Annotated in this window: 17 protein-coding genes; 12 read left to right on the forward strand and 5 right to left on the reverse strand. The window is 68.9% G+C overall.

What is annotated here, in order from left to right; genetic code table 11:
• Positions 1–57 precede the first annotated feature (57 nt).
• The 3 genes from Q1A87_RS13440 (at position 58) to Q1A87_RS13450 (ending at position 3,469) form a co-directional block, all read left to right on the forward strand.
• Positions 58–699, forward strand: coding sequence for an aspartate-semialdehyde dehydrogenase (locus Q1A87_RS13440; RefSeq protein ID WP_299652177.1), 642 nt, complete (start codon positions 58–60; stop codon positions 697–699).
• A 64-nt stretch (positions 700–763) separates the two neighbouring features.
• Positions 764–1,786 (forward strand): aspartate-semialdehyde dehydrogenase, encoded by a 1,023-nt coding sequence (locus tag Q1A87_RS13445; protein WP_299652178.1) that lies wholly within the window; start codon positions 764–766, stop codon positions 1,784–1,786.
• A 72-nt stretch (positions 1,787–1,858) separates the two neighbouring features.
• Entirely contained in the window at positions 1,859–3,469 is a 1,611-nt protein-coding gene (locus tag Q1A87_RS13450; RefSeq protein ID WP_299652180.1) for a DUF4139 domain-containing protein, read from the forward strand.
• Positions 3,470–3,488: 19 nt separating this feature from the next.
• Here the strand turns inward: Q1A87_RS13450 and Q1A87_RS13455 are convergent, their stop codons facing one another.
• Positions 3,489–4,139: a carbonic anhydrase gene (locus Q1A87_RS13455; protein WP_299652182.1), complete on the reverse strand. Its 651-nt coding sequence runs from the start codon at positions 4,137–4,139 to the stop codon at positions 3,489–3,491.
• A gap of 147 nt (positions 4,140–4,286) precedes the next feature.
• On the opposite strand from Q1A87_RS13455, the gene Q1A87_RS13460 reads away from it, so the two are divergent.
• The 3 genes from Q1A87_RS13460 to Q1A87_RS13470 all read left to right on the forward strand — a co-directional run bounded on the left by Q1A87_RS13460 (position 4,287) and on the right by Q1A87_RS13470 (position 7,011).
• On the forward strand, positions 4,287–4,673 hold the full coding sequence (locus tag Q1A87_RS13460; protein ID WP_299652184.1) for a hypothetical protein: 387 nt from the start codon (positions 4,287–4,289) through the stop codon (positions 4,671–4,673).
• An 83-nt stretch (positions 4,674–4,756) separates the two neighbouring features.
• Positions 4,757–6,151 (forward strand): leucyl aminopeptidase family protein, encoded by a 1,395-nt coding sequence (locus Q1A87_RS13465; RefSeq protein WP_299652186.1) that lies wholly within the window; start codon positions 4,757–4,759, stop codon positions 6,149–6,151.
• On the forward strand, positions 6,148–7,011 hold the full coding sequence (locus tag Q1A87_RS13470; RefSeq protein WP_299652188.1) for a C40 family peptidase: 864 nt from the start codon (positions 6,148–6,150) through the stop codon (positions 7,009–7,011). The genes Q1A87_RS13465 and Q1A87_RS13470 overlap by 4 nt, the downstream gene beginning before the upstream one ends.
• Before the next feature lie 105 nt (positions 7,012–7,116).
• Here Q1A87_RS13470 and Q1A87_RS13475 read toward each other — a convergent pair whose 3' ends face one another.
• The 3 genes from Q1A87_RS13475 to Q1A87_RS13485 all read right to left on the reverse strand — a co-directional run bounded on the left by Q1A87_RS13475 (position 7,117) and on the right by Q1A87_RS13485 (position 9,031).
• A complete protein-coding gene (locus tag Q1A87_RS13475; protein ID WP_299652190.1) occupies positions 7,117–7,392 on the reverse strand; it encodes a peptidase in 276 nt (91 codons plus the stop codon).
• Between the two features lie 115 nt (positions 7,393–7,507).
• Positions 7,508–7,837 carry a DUF2794 domain-containing protein gene (locus Q1A87_RS13480; RefSeq protein WP_299652239.1) on the reverse strand — a complete coding sequence of 110 codons (330 nt, stop codon included), beginning with the start codon at positions 7,835–7,837 and terminating at the stop codon, positions 7,508–7,510.
• Between the two features lie 324 nt (positions 7,838–8,161).
• Entirely contained in the window at positions 8,162–9,031 is an 870-nt protein-coding gene (locus Q1A87_RS13485; protein WP_299652192.1) for a branched-chain amino acid aminotransferase, read from the reverse strand.
• Between the two features lie 131 nt (positions 9,032–9,162).
• Between Q1A87_RS13485 and Q1A87_RS13490 the strand changes: the two genes are divergently transcribed.
• The 6 genes from Q1A87_RS13490 to dxs are packed head-to-tail and all read left to right on the forward strand — an operon-like array spanning position 9,163 to position 14,355.
• A complete protein-coding gene (locus tag Q1A87_RS13490) occupies positions 9,163–9,651 on the forward strand; it encodes a MarR family transcriptional regulator (protein WP_299652194.1) in 489 nt (162 codons plus the stop codon).
• Between the two features lie 3 nt (positions 9,652–9,654).
• On the forward strand, positions 9,655–10,386 hold the full coding sequence (locus Q1A87_RS13495) for a response regulator (protein WP_299652196.1): 732 nt from the start codon (positions 9,655–9,657) through the stop codon (positions 10,384–10,386).
• Positions 10,386–11,312 (forward strand): histone deacetylase family protein, encoded by a 927-nt coding sequence (locus Q1A87_RS13500; protein ID WP_299652198.1) that lies wholly within the window; start codon positions 10,386–10,388, stop codon positions 11,310–11,312. The genes Q1A87_RS13495 and Q1A87_RS13500 overlap by 1 nt, the downstream gene beginning before the upstream one ends.
• Positions 11,305–11,550, forward strand: coding sequence for an exodeoxyribonuclease VII small subunit (locus Q1A87_RS13505; RefSeq protein ID WP_299652200.1), 246 nt, complete (start codon positions 11,305–11,307; stop codon positions 11,548–11,550). Before Q1A87_RS13500 ends, Q1A87_RS13505 begins: the two co-directional genes overlap by 8 nt.
• Positions 11,547–12,416, forward strand: coding sequence for a farnesyl diphosphate synthase (locus Q1A87_RS13510; protein ID WP_299652201.1), 870 nt, complete (start codon positions 11,547–11,549; stop codon positions 12,414–12,416). Before Q1A87_RS13505 ends, Q1A87_RS13510 begins: the two co-directional genes overlap by 4 nt.
• Positions 12,417–12,441: 25 nt before the next feature.
• Positions 12,442–14,355: a 1-deoxy-D-xylulose-5-phosphate synthase gene (gene dxs, locus Q1A87_RS13515; RefSeq protein ID WP_299652203.1), complete on the forward strand. Its 1,914-nt coding sequence runs from the start codon at positions 12,442–12,444 to the stop codon at positions 14,353–14,355.
• A gap of 89 nt (positions 14,356–14,444) precedes the next feature.
• Here dxs and Q1A87_RS13520 read toward each other — a convergent pair whose 3' ends face one another.
• Complete coding sequence (locus Q1A87_RS13520) at positions 14,445–14,717, reverse strand: hypothetical protein (protein WP_299652205.1); 273 nt, start codon at positions 14,715–14,717, stop codon at positions 14,445–14,447.
• Positions 14,718–14,836 lie beyond the last annotated feature (119 nt).

The following is a 14,836-nucleotide window of genomic DNA, read 5'->3' on the forward strand; positions in this document are numbered from 1 at the left end:
GCGTCGAACCGGACCGTCGCCCGCGCCGTTCTGTCTCCCGAACCGACGGAGGATGCCATGACCGACGCGAAGCGCACCGACCCGGACCTCTGGGAGACGGTGAAACGGGAAATCACCGAGGGCGACAAGGGCGGCGAGCCCGGACAATGGTCCGCGCGCAAGGCGCAGATGTCGGTGCAGGAATACAAGAAGCGCGGCGGCGGCTACGACGACGCGGGGCCCGGGCAGGACGAGACCAGCCTGCATGAATGGACCGAGGAAGACTGGGGCACGAAGTCCGGCGGCGAGAGCGGAGAGACGGGGGAGCGCTACCTGCCGAGGAAGGTGCGGATGCTCCTGACCGACGACGAATACGCCCGCTCCACGCGGAAGAAGCGCGGCAGCGACGAGCAGTTCGTGGATCAGCCCGACGACGTGCGCGAGAAGGTCGCCCGGATCAAGGCGCAGGGCCCGACCAAGGAGATGCTCGACGACCGGGCCCGCGACCTCGACATCGAGGGTCGCAGCTCGATGTCGAAGGACGCGCTTCTGGACGCCATCGAGGCGGCCACCGACGAGGACGGACGCGGCCACGGCTCGAAGGCCGCGCTGTCCCACCGCACCAGGGACGAGCTGATGGAGATGGCCCGCGACCGCGATCTGGAGGGGCGATCCGGCATGACGAAGGACGAGCTCGTCGAGGCGCTGGCCGGGGGTTGAGCGGCGGCCTTCCGTTTGCCGTGCACGTGGTCTAGGGACCGCGCACCAAGCGAAGGACGTGGAAATGGGATACAGGGTCGTCGTCTGCGGCGCCACGGGCAACGTGGGCCGTGAAATGCTGAACATCCTGGCCGAGCGCCAGTTCCCGGTGGACGAGATCGCGGCGCTGGCCTCGCGCAAGTCCATGGGGACCGAAGTGAGCTTCGGCGACGCGACCCTGAAGACCAAGGATCTCGAGCAGTTCGACTTCGCGGGCTGGGACATCGCCTTCTTCGCCGTCGGCTCGGAGGCGACCAGGGCCCACGCGCCGCGGGCCGCGAAGGCCGGTTGCATCGTGATCGACAACTCGTCGCTCTACCGCTACGACCCCGACGTCCCGCTCGTCGTGCCGGAGGTGAACCCGGAAGCCGTCGAGGGCTATTCCAAGAAGAACATCATCGCCAACCCGAACTGCTCCACCGCGCAGATGGTGGTGGCGCTGAAGCCGCTGCACGACCGCGCCCGGATCAAGCGGGTCGTCGTCTCCACCTACCAGTCCGTCTCCGGCACCGGGAAAGACGCGATCGACGAGCTCTGGGACCAGACCAAGGGCATGTACGTGCCGGGACAGGAGCGGGCGCCCTCGGTTTACACCAAGCAGATCGCCTTCAACGTCATCCCGCATATCGACGCCTTCATGGACGACGGCTCCACCCGCGAGGAATGGAAGATGGTCGCGGAGACGAAGAAGATCATCGACAAGTCGATCAAGGTGACCGCGACCTGCGTCCGGGTGCCGGTCTTCGTCGGCCATTCCGAGGCGATCAACATCGAGTTCGAGGATTTCCTCGACGAGGACGAGGCCCGCGACATCCTGCGTACCGCGCCCGGCATCCTCGTCGTCGACAAGCGCGAGGACGGCGGCTACGTCACCCCGGTCGAATGCGTCGGCGACTTCGCCACCTTCGTCAGCCGCATCCGGCAGGATTCGACCGTCGAGAACGGGCTCAACATCTGGGTCGTCAGCGACAACCTGCGCAAGGGCGCGGCGCTGAACGCGGTGCAGATCGCCGAGACGCTGGGCACGCGGGTCCTGCGGAAGGGCTGATCGAGCGGGGCTGACAGCGCGCCCCCGACCCGCCAGAATGGGCGGCGAACCATCCATTCGGGACCCCGCCCCATGCGCCTCGCGATCCTGCTCCTCTGCCTGCCCAGCCTCGCCTTCGCCGAGGACGTTCTGCTGCCCGCCCCGGCGACGGAGGCGGTGATCTTCGCCAACGGCGCGACGATCACGCGCGTCGCGGAGACGGACCTGCCCGCCGGGTCGCACCGCCTCCTCCTGCCCGTCCTGCCGGCCGCAGACGGGCCGCCGCGGATCGAGGTGGCGGGCGCCACCCTCGGCCCGCAGGAGGTGATCGTCGGCGGCCGGATCGACGGGCGCGATCTCTTCACGCCGGCGCAGCGCGCGGCCTACGAAGTCTGGATCGACGCGCGCGACGCGGCCGAACAGGCGGAGGACGAACGCACGGGCGCATCTGCCGGGGTCGAGGCCGCCGAGACCCGGCTCGACTTCCTCGGGTCGATCTCGGGCGCGAACGTGACCCGGCTCGAAGCCTGGTCCGTCACCGAGACGGCGCAGTCCATCGGCGAGGCGGTCGCCGCCGCGCAGCGCGACCTCGCTGCCGCGCGCGACGCCGAACGCAACGCCCGCCGCGATCTGGAGGATGCCCGGCGCGCCGAGGATCAGGCACGTCGCGACTTCGACGCGACCGGCGCGGATCTCGGCCCCGTCTCGCTTCTCGCCGTCGCGGTCACGCTGGACGCGCCCGGTCCGGTCACCGCGAGGCTCGCGCAATTCGCGCCGCAGGCCGGCTGGACGCCCCGCTACGACGCCACGCTGGACGAGGCGGCAAACCGCGTGACGCTCGTCCGCAAGGTCGAGGTCTTCTCGAATGTCGGCCTGCCGCTCGCGGGCGTGACGCTGCGCCTGTCCACCGCCGACCCGTTCGCGCAGAACACGCCGCAGGAGGTCCTGCCGAACCTCGTCGTCACCGGCGAGCGGCCCGTCCCCGAGCCCCGCTACGCGGCGCCCGAGGCCGCGACCCTCGATGCGATGCGGCTCGCCAAGCCCGCCGACGAGCCGCTCCGCGCCGCGGCCGACACCGACGGCCCGATCGTCGCCTACGACTACCCCGAACCCGTGAACGTCCCCGTCGACGGCCAGCGTGTCACGCTGTTCCTCGACACGCTCGATTTCGACGCGCGCGTCTTCAACCGCGCCGCCCCGCGCACCGACCGCACCGCCTTCCTGATGGCCGCGTTCACCAACGACACCGACGAGCCGGTGCTGGCCGGTCCCGTCGCGCTCTACCGTGACGCGGAGAAGGTCGGGGAGGCCTACCTGCCGCCGATCCCCGCGGGCGATGACACGGAGCTCGCCTTCGGCCCGCAGGAGCACCTGCCGCTCGAGTTCGTCCGCGCCGGGAACGAGGTCGGCGACCGGGGGTTCTTCCAGACGTCCGGCTACCGGCGGCAGGACCTCAGCTTCCGCATCCGCAACCTGTCGGACAGGGCCGAAACGGTCGAGGCGCGCTACGCCCTGCCCTACGACGAGGCGGAGGATATCGAGATCGTCATCGACGCCCGACCCCGCCCGGACGCGACCGACGTGGAGGACCGGCAGGGCGTGGCCCAGTGGAACCTCGACGTGCCGGCCGGCGGTGCGGTCGAAGTCGAGGTCGACGTAAGCATCGAATGGCCGGAAGGCGAGTTGCTGTTCTGGCAGCCCTGACAGGCTCCGCGCCGTCGTCTCAGACCACCACGAAGCGGTCGGACGCCGCGTCGTAGACCTCGAGCGCCCCGGTGGTGATGTCGTTCCACATTCCGTGCAGCGCCAGATCCCCGGCCTCGACGGCGCTCGCGACGAAGGGGAACGTCATCAGGTTGTCGAGCGAGGTCAGCACCGCCCGCCGCTCGAGCGCGCGCAGCCGCTCGTCCTGATCGGGAATGTCCTTCACCTCCTCCCAGCCGGGGCGGAGCAAATCCATCCAGCGACCCACGAAGCTCTCGGCCTTCTCGAGCTCGGGCGCGTGACCCGAGCACATCGCCTCGCAACCCTGCACGCCGCCGCATTGCGAATGGCCGAGCACCATGATCTGCGACACCTTCAGCGCCGTCACCGCATATTCGATCGCCGCCGAGGTGCCGTGGCGCAGGCCGTCCGGCTCGTGCGGGGGGACGAGGTTGGCGATGTTGCGGTGAATGAAGAACTCACCCTGCTCCGCCCCGAAGATCGACGTGACGTGGACCCGGCTGTCGCAGCAGCTGATGACCATCGCGCGCGGTCGCTGTCCCTCGGTGGCCAGCCGGCGATACCATGCGGCGTTCTCGGCGAAGGTCGTGGCCTTCCAGCCGTGGTAGCGTTGGATGAGCGATCCGGGCAACGGCCGAGCGGGTCTCATGGGGACTCCGAAACTGAGGTTTTGTCCGCAATTACCCGGAAATTCGGCGGGAGTTCGAGCGATTTCTCGAAGGCATCGTCCCGGCGACGTCACGCTTTTGCCCCGGTTGGCAGCGAACTTGCCGCCAATCGAGATACGGAGTCAACCATGCCCGCCGCCATCCCCCTGCGCCCGACCGAGCACATCACCTTCGACCGCGACCGCCTGTTCCGGGTCTGCGACGAGAAGGGGATCGACGCGGAGATCTTCCTGATGGACATCCTCTCCGAGATCGAGACGCTGGTCGAGATCGCAAGAGGCCAGGTGGACGATCGCGAGGGTCTGGTGCGGACCTGCTCGCGGCTGATCCGCCGGGCGGAGGTGATCGGCATGGTCACGCTCGAGGAGGTCGCCCGGTCGGTGATCCGTTGCCTGGGCGAGGGCAACGAATACGGGATGCGGGCCTGTCACGCGCGGCTCGTCCGCCTCGGCCGTCCCGGCGCCGTGGCGGAATGGAGCTTCGCCGGCGCGATGCAGCCGGACGGCGCGGCCTGACGCTTCGCAACCGCGGCGGACCTTGCGGCAAGCGGCACGGGCGCTAGAGTGACCGGCGCCGCAAGCCCGCATGCCGAGGACCGATGCATTCCGATGACCTGCCCCGTTTCGCCGATCCCGACACGCGCGCGATCCCCCTTCGCATCCTGACTGCCGCCGGGCTCGACGCCTGGCTCGCCGGGCAGGAGGACGCCGTGCGCGACTGGGTCGCGGCCAACGGGTTCGAGGCCAGGGCCGGCGAAATGCTGCGGATGCCCGCCCCCGACATGGGTGTCGCCCGCGTTCTTTTCGGCATCGGCGGCCCGAAGGACAGGGCGCGCAAGCGCTTCCTCGTCGCCGAGGCGGCCGCGAAGTTCGGCGCCGGCACCTATGCGCTCGACGGCGAAATGACCGCGAACCAGGTGGAGGAGGCCGCGCTCGGCTGGCTCTTGGCCGCCTACCGGTTCACCCGCTACGCCGGCAAGCCGCGGGAAGCGGCGCGGCTCAAGGCGCCGAAGGGCGTCGACGCGACCCGGATCGAGGCGATCGCGGCGGGCGAAATCCTGACCCGCGACCTCATCAATACGCCCGCCAACGACATGGGTCCGGACGATCTGGAAGTGTCCGCCCGCGCGCTCGCCGATCTGCACGACGCACGGATCACGGTGACGAAGGGCGACGACCTGCGTGCCGGGTTCCCGCTCGTCCATACGGTCGGCCGTGCGTCGAGCCGCGCGCCGCGCCTCATCGACATGAGCTGGGGGGACGAGGGCCCGGCGCTGACGCTCGTGGGCAAGGGGGTCTGCTTCGACACCGGGGGCCTGAACCTCAAGCCCGGATCGTCGATGGCGCTGATGAAGAAGGACATGGGCGGCGCGGCGACGGTACTGGGCCTCGCGCACATGATCATGGCGACCGGCATGAAGCTGCGCCTGCGCGTCCTGATCCCCGCGGTGGAGAACGCCGTCTCCGGCGACGCCTTCCGGCCGGGCGACATCCTCACCGCGCGCAACGGCCTGACGGTGGAGATCAACAACACCGACGCCGAGGGGCGGCTGGTGCTGGCCGACGCGCTCGCGCTCGCCGCCGAGACGCCTCCCGATCTGCTCGTTTCGATGGCGACACTGACCGGGGCCGCGCGGGTCGCGGTCGGCCCGGACCTCGCGCCCTACTACACCGACGACGACGCGCTCGCGATGGCGCTCAACCATGCCGGCCACCGGGTGCGCGACCCGCTCTGGCGGATGCCGTTCCACCGCCCCTACGAGACGATGATCGAGCCGGGGATCGCCGATCTCGACAACGCGCCCTCGGGCGGGTTCGCGGGCTCGATCACCGCGGCGTTGTTCCTCGACCGCTTCGTGCCCGACACGATCCGCTATGTGCATTTCGACATCTACGGCTGGAACCCCACGCCCGCGCCCGCCCGTCCGAAAGGAGGCGTGGGCATGGGCGCTCGCGCGATTTTCGATTCGCTGACGGACGTGCTCGCTTCATGAGCGAAGCCGATCCGCGCATGATCCCGGCAAACGGTCATGCCGCGGCGCACGAGCTGCGCGGCAAGGTCGAGGCGGCCCGCTACGTCAAGGGCACGATCCGCAACGTGCAGCAACCGCTCGTCAACCTCGCGGCGAGCCCGCGCGGCGACCGGACGAGCCAGCTCCTCTTCGGCGAGGCGTTTCGGGTCATCGACGAGCGCGACGGCTACGCCTTCGGGCAATCGGCGCGCGACGGCTATTGCGGCTGGGTCATCTCCGGCGCGCTGACCCGGCAGGAGGCGGCAACGCATTGGGTCGCGACGCCGGCCACGCATCTCTATCCGAAGGCCCGGCTGAAGGCGGCGGCGGAGGTTGCGATCTTCTTCGGCAGCCAGGTCCGGGTCACCGCCGATCAGGGCGACTTCCAGCGGATCACGACCGGCCATTTCGTCCCGACGGGCCACCTTCAACCGCTCCGCGCGCGGTTCGGCGATCCGGTCGGCGTGGCCGACACGTTCCTCGGCACGCCCTATCTCTGGGGCGGATGCTCCCGCTGGGGGATCGACTGTTCCGGCCTCGTGCAGCAGGCGCTCATCGCCTGCGGCATCGACTGCCCCCGCGACAGCGATCAGCAGCAGGCGATCGGGCGTGCGCTCGAGGAAGACGAGCCCCTGCAGCGCGGTGACCTTGTCTTCTGGCAGGGCCATGTCGGAATGATGTCCGACCCCGGGACCCTGCTACACGCCAACGCGCACCACATGGCCGTCGCCTACGAACCGCTGCCCGAGGCGCGCGCCCGCATCCGCGAGAACGATCCGACCGGACGCGGCGACATCGTCGCGCGCCGCCGGCCGGAAACGCGCTCGCGCCATAGGTCGTGAGATTCAGGCGCCGTTCGTTCGCGCCGCGCACCGCAGCCCCGCGGGCCCACTAGGCGGCGGCCCTCCACCCGTCGCAACCGCGGGTCGGCGTCGTCCTCGATCGCGCTAGCCGGCCAGCATCAGCCAGCGCATGACGCCGTAGACATAGAGGCCGCTGAAGAGGACGTTGAGATACTTGAGCTGCTTCTCACCGTGGAGCCAGGCGCAGAGCATCCAGATGATGCAAAAGGGCAGGCCCAGCAGCATGGGCCACGGATCCCAATCCTGGACGATGGCGACGGTGCTGGCGATGCCGAGATAAACGGCCAGCCATTTCAATCTTTGTTCGTACTTGGTCAGCCACAGCTCGAGGCCGGCGGCAAAAAACCGTGATGCGCCCATTCGAGGCCGCTCCCGTTCGTCTGTCTAAATGTATGAGGGGAACGGATCATCTCTGCCATCCGTCCTGTCCCGCCCTATCGCAAATTTGCGTCCCGGGCAAGAGGAAGCATGGCGCTCAGTCGACCGCGCGGATCAACTTGCGCTCGAGCACGCGAAGGACGGTCTTAAGGTCGTGGCCGCGTCGCAGGATGCGGCCGTCCATGCCGATGACGGCATAAATGCCCTGCTTCGCTGCCATCTTCGGCCGCTTCTCGATCCGGTACATCGGCTGTTCGGCGGTGCGGCGGAACACCGAGAAGATCGCGACCTCCCGCAGCGAGGAGATCCCGTAATCGCGCCATTCGCCCGCGGCGACGAACCGGCCGTAGAGCGACAGGATCACCGACAGTTCGGCGCGCTGGAAGTGGACGGTCTCGGCCTGCGGAAAGGGCGTCGGTGCGTTCATCCCCGTGAAGGTGGCGCGAGCGGGAACGCGATTCAAGCGCCCATTCGCGTCGGGCCGGGCGAAGGTCGGTTAGCGCACCATTCACCCTGTCGCGATCCGGCCGCAAAATGATCCGGCGTCGACCGCGACCCCTCCCCGGATTCGCCATTCCGAGGCGTCAGATCGTTGCCCGTTGGAGCACAATGCTCCGAATTCCGACGCAGCATTTCATTGCCCCCACCCGATGCTGCGTCGGTGCATCACCCGGGTCCGTCCATCTGGGTCGGCCCGGCGTCCGGACGGCTCCGTCCCCAAGGGGCGGAGCCGTTCCACCCTCGCGGCCGGCTAGCTTCGGACGAGCGTCTCGTAGGCCTCGGCGATGTCGCGCGTCATCGCCCCGACCTCGAAGTTGTAGTCGCCGATCTGCCCGACCGGCGTGACCTCCGCCGCCGTCCCGGTCAGCCAGCACTGCTCGAAGCCCTCCAGCTCCTCCGGCATGATGTGACGCTCGTGGACCTTGATCTGCCGATCGGCCAGCAGGCCCAGCACGGTCTGGCGCGTGATGCCGTTGAGGAAGCAGTCCGGCTTGGGCGTGTGCACCTCGCCGTTCCTCACGAAGAAGATGTTGGCCCCCGTCGCCTCGGCCACGTAGCCGCGATAGTCGAACATCATCGCGTCGGAGCAGCCTTTCGCCTCGGCGGCATGCTTCGACATCGTGCAGATCATGTAGAGGCCGGACGCCTTGGCGTGGCTCGGCGCCGTCTCCGGCGAAGGACGCTTCCACTTGGCGATGTCGAGCCTGGCGCCGCGCATCTTGGCGTCGCCGTAATAGCTGCCCCAGGCCCAGGTCGCGACCGCCACGCGGATCGGATTGCGCGAGGAGCTGACCCCCATGTCCTCGCCCGCCCCGCGCCAGGCCAGCACGCGGACATAGGCGTCTTCCAGCCCGTTGGCGCGCATGGTCTCGTACTTGGCGGCCTCGATCTCGTCGACGGTCCAGGGGATCTCCATGTCGAGCGCGCGACCCGAGTCGATCAGGCGCTGCGAATGCTTGCGGCTTTCGAAGATCGTGCCCGAATAGGCCCGCTCACCCTCGAAAACGGCGCTCGCGTAATGCATCGCATGGGTCAGCAGGTGGACATTCGCGTCCTTCCAGTCGACCAGGGTGCCATCCATCCAGATCCGCCCGTCGAGCTCCGCATATGACCCGGCCATCGTCGTCTCCATCTCGTATGTGTCGCAAGCGTGTCCGCTTCGGACATATTGTTGCGTTAAATCTTCGCGTCGCTAACAATCGGTCCTTGGAATGTCAATAAGGCTGACATAGTTTCGGAGCAGGAGGCGGGATGACCAAGGATCAGAGCGAAAATCTCCTGTTCCTGACGGACGAACAGCTCCGGCGGGCGACGGAGGCGATGTTCTTCGCCTATCGCGGTTTCACCGCCGACCCCGACCGCATCCTTGCCGGCTACGATTACGGACGGGCGCATCACCGCGCGATCCATTTCATCCATCGCACCCCGGGCACGACGGTGAACAACCTCCTGAGCATTCTCGGCGTCACCAAGCAGTCGCTGAACCGCGTCCTGCGCACGCTGGTGGAGGACGGGCTGGTGGACAGCCGCGTCGGCGACCGCGACCGGCGGGAGCGGCATCTCCACCTGACCGAATCCGGCGAAGCCCTCGAGCGGGAACTGTCGGATGCGCAGCGCGCGCGGATGCGCGCGGCCTTCCGCGAGGCCGGCCCGGTGGCTGTGGCTGGCTTTCGGGAGGTTCTCGAACATATGATGGACCCGGAACTCAGGCGGCACTTCACGGCCGCGAAGGATAGCTGACGCATGAACGACGCGCGGGCCGCGCAGGATGGCCGGGAGGCCCCGACGCTGCAGACTCACGTCCTTCTCGTGGACGATGACGCACGGATTCGCGGGCTGTTGCAGAAGTTCCTGATGCGCAACGGCTACCTCGCGACGGCCGCGCGCGACGCCGATCATGCGCGCCGGCTGCTCGCCGGGCTCGACTTCGACCTCGCCGTGCTCGACGTGATGATGCCGGGCGACAACGGCTATGTCCTCTGCGCCGAAATCCGCGAAACCCGCGACATGCCGATCCTGATGCTGACCGCACGCGGCGAGACGTCGGACCGGATCACCGGGCTCGAGGCGGGCGCGGACGACTACCTTCCGAAGCCGTTCGAACCGAAGGAGCTTCTGCTGCGTCTCCGGGCCATCCTGCGCCGCGCCCCGGCCACCGGCAGCGCGATGCCGAAGATCCTGCATCTCGGGCCGCTGCGCTACGATCTCGACCGGGGGGAACTCCTGCGCGGCGAGGATTCCGTGCGACTTACGATCACCGAGACGACCCTGATGCGCACCCTCGCCGCCAACCCGCATGAACCCGTTTCGCGCACCTCCCTCGTGGAGAAGCTCGGCCGCGACGGCGAGATGTCGAGCGAGCGCGCCGTCGACGTGCAGATCACCCGCCTCCGGCGCAAGCTGGAGGCCGACCCGAAACAGCCACGCTACCTGCAGACCGTGCGGGGCGAGGGCTACATGCTGGCACCAGATTGATGACCCTTCTCATTACCCATCCCGACGCCGACCTTCACGTCACGCCGCCCGGCCATCCCGAGCAGGTCGCCCGCCTGCCCGCGATCCGGCGGGCGCTCGACGGCATGCCGCTCGACCGGCGCGACGCGCTCCCGGCCACGGACACGCATCTGCTGCGCTGTCACCCGCAGGACTATCTCGACCGAATCGACGCCGCATCCCCGTCCGAAGGCTGGGCGCAGCTCGATGCCGACACGTTCCTCGCCCCCGGCTCGCTGAACGCCGCGCGGCTCGCCGCCGGCGGCGCCGTGCAGGCCGTGGACGCCGTGCTGGAGGACCGGAGCCGCACCGCCTTCGTCGCCATGCGTCCGCCCGGTCATCACGCGGAGACGGCGACGCCGATGGGCTTCTGCCTCTTCGGCACGGTCGCCATCGCCGCGAAGCACGCGCTCGACCACCACGGACTCGACCGCGTGGCGGTGGTCGATTTCGACGTCCACCACGGCAACGGCACGCAGGATCTCCTTTGGGACGAGGCGCGGACGCTCTTCGTGTCGACGCATCAATCGCCGCTCTGGCCGGGCACCGGCGCGGCATCGGAGCAGGGAGCGCATGACAACGTGATGAACGTGCCCCTGCCGCCCGGCTCGGATGGCAGCACGGTCCGCGCGCGGTTCACGAACGACATCCTGCCCCGGCTGGAGGCGTTCGCACCGAAGCTCGTCCTGATCTCGGCCGGGTTCGACGCGCATCGCGCCGACCCGCTCGCCAACCTGAACTGGGACACGGCGGATTACGTCTGGCTCACCGAGCGGATATGCGAACTCGCCGAGCGACATGCGCGGGGTCGGGTGGTGTCGTGCCTGGAAGGCGGCTATGACCTCGACGCGCTGGCGGAGGCCAGCGCCGCCCATGTGGACGTGCTGCGAGGACATGACGATGGCTGACGCCCCCGACGACGTGAACACGATGAGCTTCGAGCAGGCCATCGCCGAACTGGAACGCGTGGTGAACCAGCTTGACCGCGGCGACGTGCCCCTCGACGAATCCATCAAACTTTACGAGCGCGGCGCGGCGCTGAAGGCCCGCTGCGACGCCAAGCTCAAGGAAGCCGAGGAGAAGGTCGAGCAGATCACCCTCGACGCGGGCGGCAATCCCACCGGCACCCGGCCCGCCGACCCGTGAGCCTCGCCGAAAGGCTGCGCGCGGCGCAGGACGACACGCAATCCGCACTCGACGTCGCGCTGGCGCTGTTCGACGGGCCCGTCGGCGACGCGATGCGCTACGCCAGCGCCGGCGGAAAGCGGCTTCGCGCGTTCCTCGTGCTGGAGACGTCGGCGCTTTTCGACGTGCCCCGTGCCCGCGCCCTGCGCGCCGCGGCCGCCATCGAGGCGGTGCATGCCTATTCGCTGATCCACGACGATCTGCCCTGCATGGACGACGACGACATGCGCCGGGGCCGGCCAACCGTGCACCGCCGCTGGGACGAGGCCACCGCCGTCCTGGCCGGGGACGCGCTCCAGACCTGCGCCTTCGAGCTTCTCGCCGGGGCGGAAACCGACCCTGACCCGGCAATCCGCGCCGAGCTCGTCCTGACGCTGGCACAGGCGGCGGGCGCGGCCGGCATGGTCCGGGGTCAGGCGCTCGACATCGCGGCCGAGACGGCGGCCGAGCCGCTCGACCTCCACGCCATCACCGAGTTGCAGCGGTTGAAGACCGGCCGCCTCCTCGAATGGCCCTGCCGCGCCGGCGCCATTCTGGGCCGCGCCGATCCCGCGCCGCTCCTCGCCTACGCCCGCCATCTGGGGCTCGCGTTCCAGATCGTCGACGACCTCCTCGACGTGGAGGGCGATGCCGCGGCGATGGGCAAGGCCGCGGGCAAGGATGCCGAGGCAGGCAAGGCCACCTTCGTCTCGCTCCTCGGCGTCGCCGAGGCCCGTGCCCGTGCCGATGCTCTCGTGACCGACGCCGAGGGCGCCCTTTTGCCCTTCGGCGACCGGGCTGCTAGCCTGATCTCGGTCGCGCGCTACGTCGTCGACCGCGACAGATGAGGCCCCGACCGATGACCCCGACAGCATGACCGCGTCCGACACCCCCCTTCTCAACCGCGTTGCCGGTCCCGCCGACCTGCGGCCGATGTCCGACCGGGACCTGCGGCAGCTGGCCGACGAGCTCCGCTCCGAGACGATCCACGCCGTCTCCCGCACCGGCGGGCATCTGGGCGCAGGGCTTGGCGTGGTCGAGTTGACGGTGGCGCTGCACGCGGTCTTCGACACGCCGCGCGACAAGCTGATCTGGGATGTCTCGCACCAGAGCTATCCGCACAAGATCCTCACCGGCCGCCGCGACCGGATGGGTACGCTGCGCCAGCGGGCCGGTCTGTCGGGCTTCACCAAGCGGAGCGAGTCGCCGTATGACCCGTTCGGCGCGGCGCATGCCTCCACCTCGATCAGCGCGGCGCTCGGCTTCGCCACGGGCCGCGAACTCGGCGCGGGCGATGTGGGCGACGCCATCGCGGTGATCGGCGACGGCGCGCTGACCGGCGGCATGGCCTACGAGGCTCTCAACCATGCGGGCCATCTCGGCACCCGCCTGATCGTCGTGCTGAACGACAACGAGATGTCGATCGCGCCCCCGGTCGGCGCGATGTCCTCCTACCTGTCGCGCCTCTATGCGGGCGCGCCGTTCCAGGACTTCAAGGCAGCCGCCAAGGAAGCCGTCGGCTACCTGCCCACGCCCTTCCAGGAGGGCGCGCGGCGCGCGAAGGAGATGCTGAAGGGCATGACCTTCGGCGGCACGCTCTTCGAGGAGCTGGGCTTCAGCTATGTCGGCCCGATCGACGGGCACGACATGGACAGCCTGTTGAGCGTGCTTCGCACCGTGAAGTCGCGCGCGACCGGGCCGATCCTGATCCACGCGATCACCAAGAAGGGCAAGGGTTTCAGCCCGGCGGAGAGCGCGGTCGACGGGGGCCACGCGACCTCCAAGTTCGACGTGACGACCGGCGCGCAGGCCAAGGCCGCATCGAACGCGCCGAGCTACACCAAGGTCTTCGCGCAGAGCCTGATCAGCGAGGCCGAGCGCGACGACCGCATCGTCGCGATCACCGCCGCCATGCCGGACGGAACCGGCCTCAACCTCTTCGCCGAACGCTTCCCCGCCCGTTGCTTCGATGTAGGCATCGCCGAGCAGCACGGCGTGACCTTCTGCGCCGGGCTCGCCGCGTCGGGAATGAAGCCGTTCTGTGCGATCTACTCGACCTTCCTGCAACGCGGCTACGATCAGGTCGTCCACGACGTCGCGCTGCAGAACCTGCCCGTGCGCTTCGCGATCGACCGCGCCGGGCTGGTCGGCGCCGACGGCGCCACCCATGCCGGCAGCTTCGACGTCGCCTACCTGTCGAACCTGCCGAACTTCGTGGTCATGGCCGCTGCCGATGAAGCGGAACTCCGCCACATGGTCGCCACCGCCGCGGCGCATGGCACCGGCCCCATCGCCTTCCGCTTCCCGCGGGGCGAGGGCGTCGGCGTCGAGATGCCGGAACGCGGCACGCCGATCGAGATCGGGCGCGGCCGGATGATTCACGAGGGCGAGCGGGTGGCGATCCTGTCCTTCGGTGCCCGCCTGCCGGAAGTCGAGGCGGCGCGCGAGAAGCTGATCGCGCGCGGCATTTCCCCGAGCGTGGCCGACGCCCGCTTCGCCAAGCCGCTCGACCGCGACCTGATCCTGCGGCTCGCCCGGGATCACGAGGCGTTGATCACCATCGAGGAAGGCGCGGTCGGCGGTTTCGGCAGCCACGTCGCGCAGTTGCTGGCCGAGGAAGGCGTCTTCGACAATGGTCTGCGTTACCGGTCGATGGTCCTGCCGGATGCGTTCCTCGATCAGGGCGCGCCGGGCGAGATGTATGCGGAGGCCGGCCTGACGGCGGCGGATATCGAGCGCAAGGTGCTCGAAACGCTGGACCTCGGCGTCATGCGCGCCCGGGCCTGACGCCTGAGCTGCTTTCCTGAACGAAGGCGCCCAGAAACGAGAAAGGGCATGCCAGAGCATGCCCTTCGCAGAAACTATTGAGCTTTAGCTCAGTTCGTACCACTCGTGCTGCCGGAACCGCTACCAGGAGTACCCGGCGTGCTGCCGCTGGAATCATCGCCGTCGTCATCGTCAGAAACGATCGCGATCAACGCGAGACCGCCGACGAGAACCGACGCCGTGGCCACGGCGGGGTTGTTCATGTCGAACCCGCCGAAGTTCTGCGTCGACTTGTCGGTCAGGCGCACGTCCTGATCCGCGGATGCGGCAATGGGGGACACCAGCAGCGCGGCTGCGGCGACGGAAGCAAGGATAGTCTTCATGAGTGAAACTCCAAATGGCGACGCGATTACCGAGAGAGCTATTCCGGTGACCGCAAGCGATCAAGCGTTTCCGCGATTATCGCTGCAGAAAGATGAATCTTCGGCTGCTTGGTCACAGA

This window comes from uncultured Jannaschia sp., from assembly GCF_947494055.1.
Lineage (GTDB): Bacteria > Pseudomonadota > Alphaproteobacteria > Rhodobacterales > Rhodobacteraceae > Jannaschia.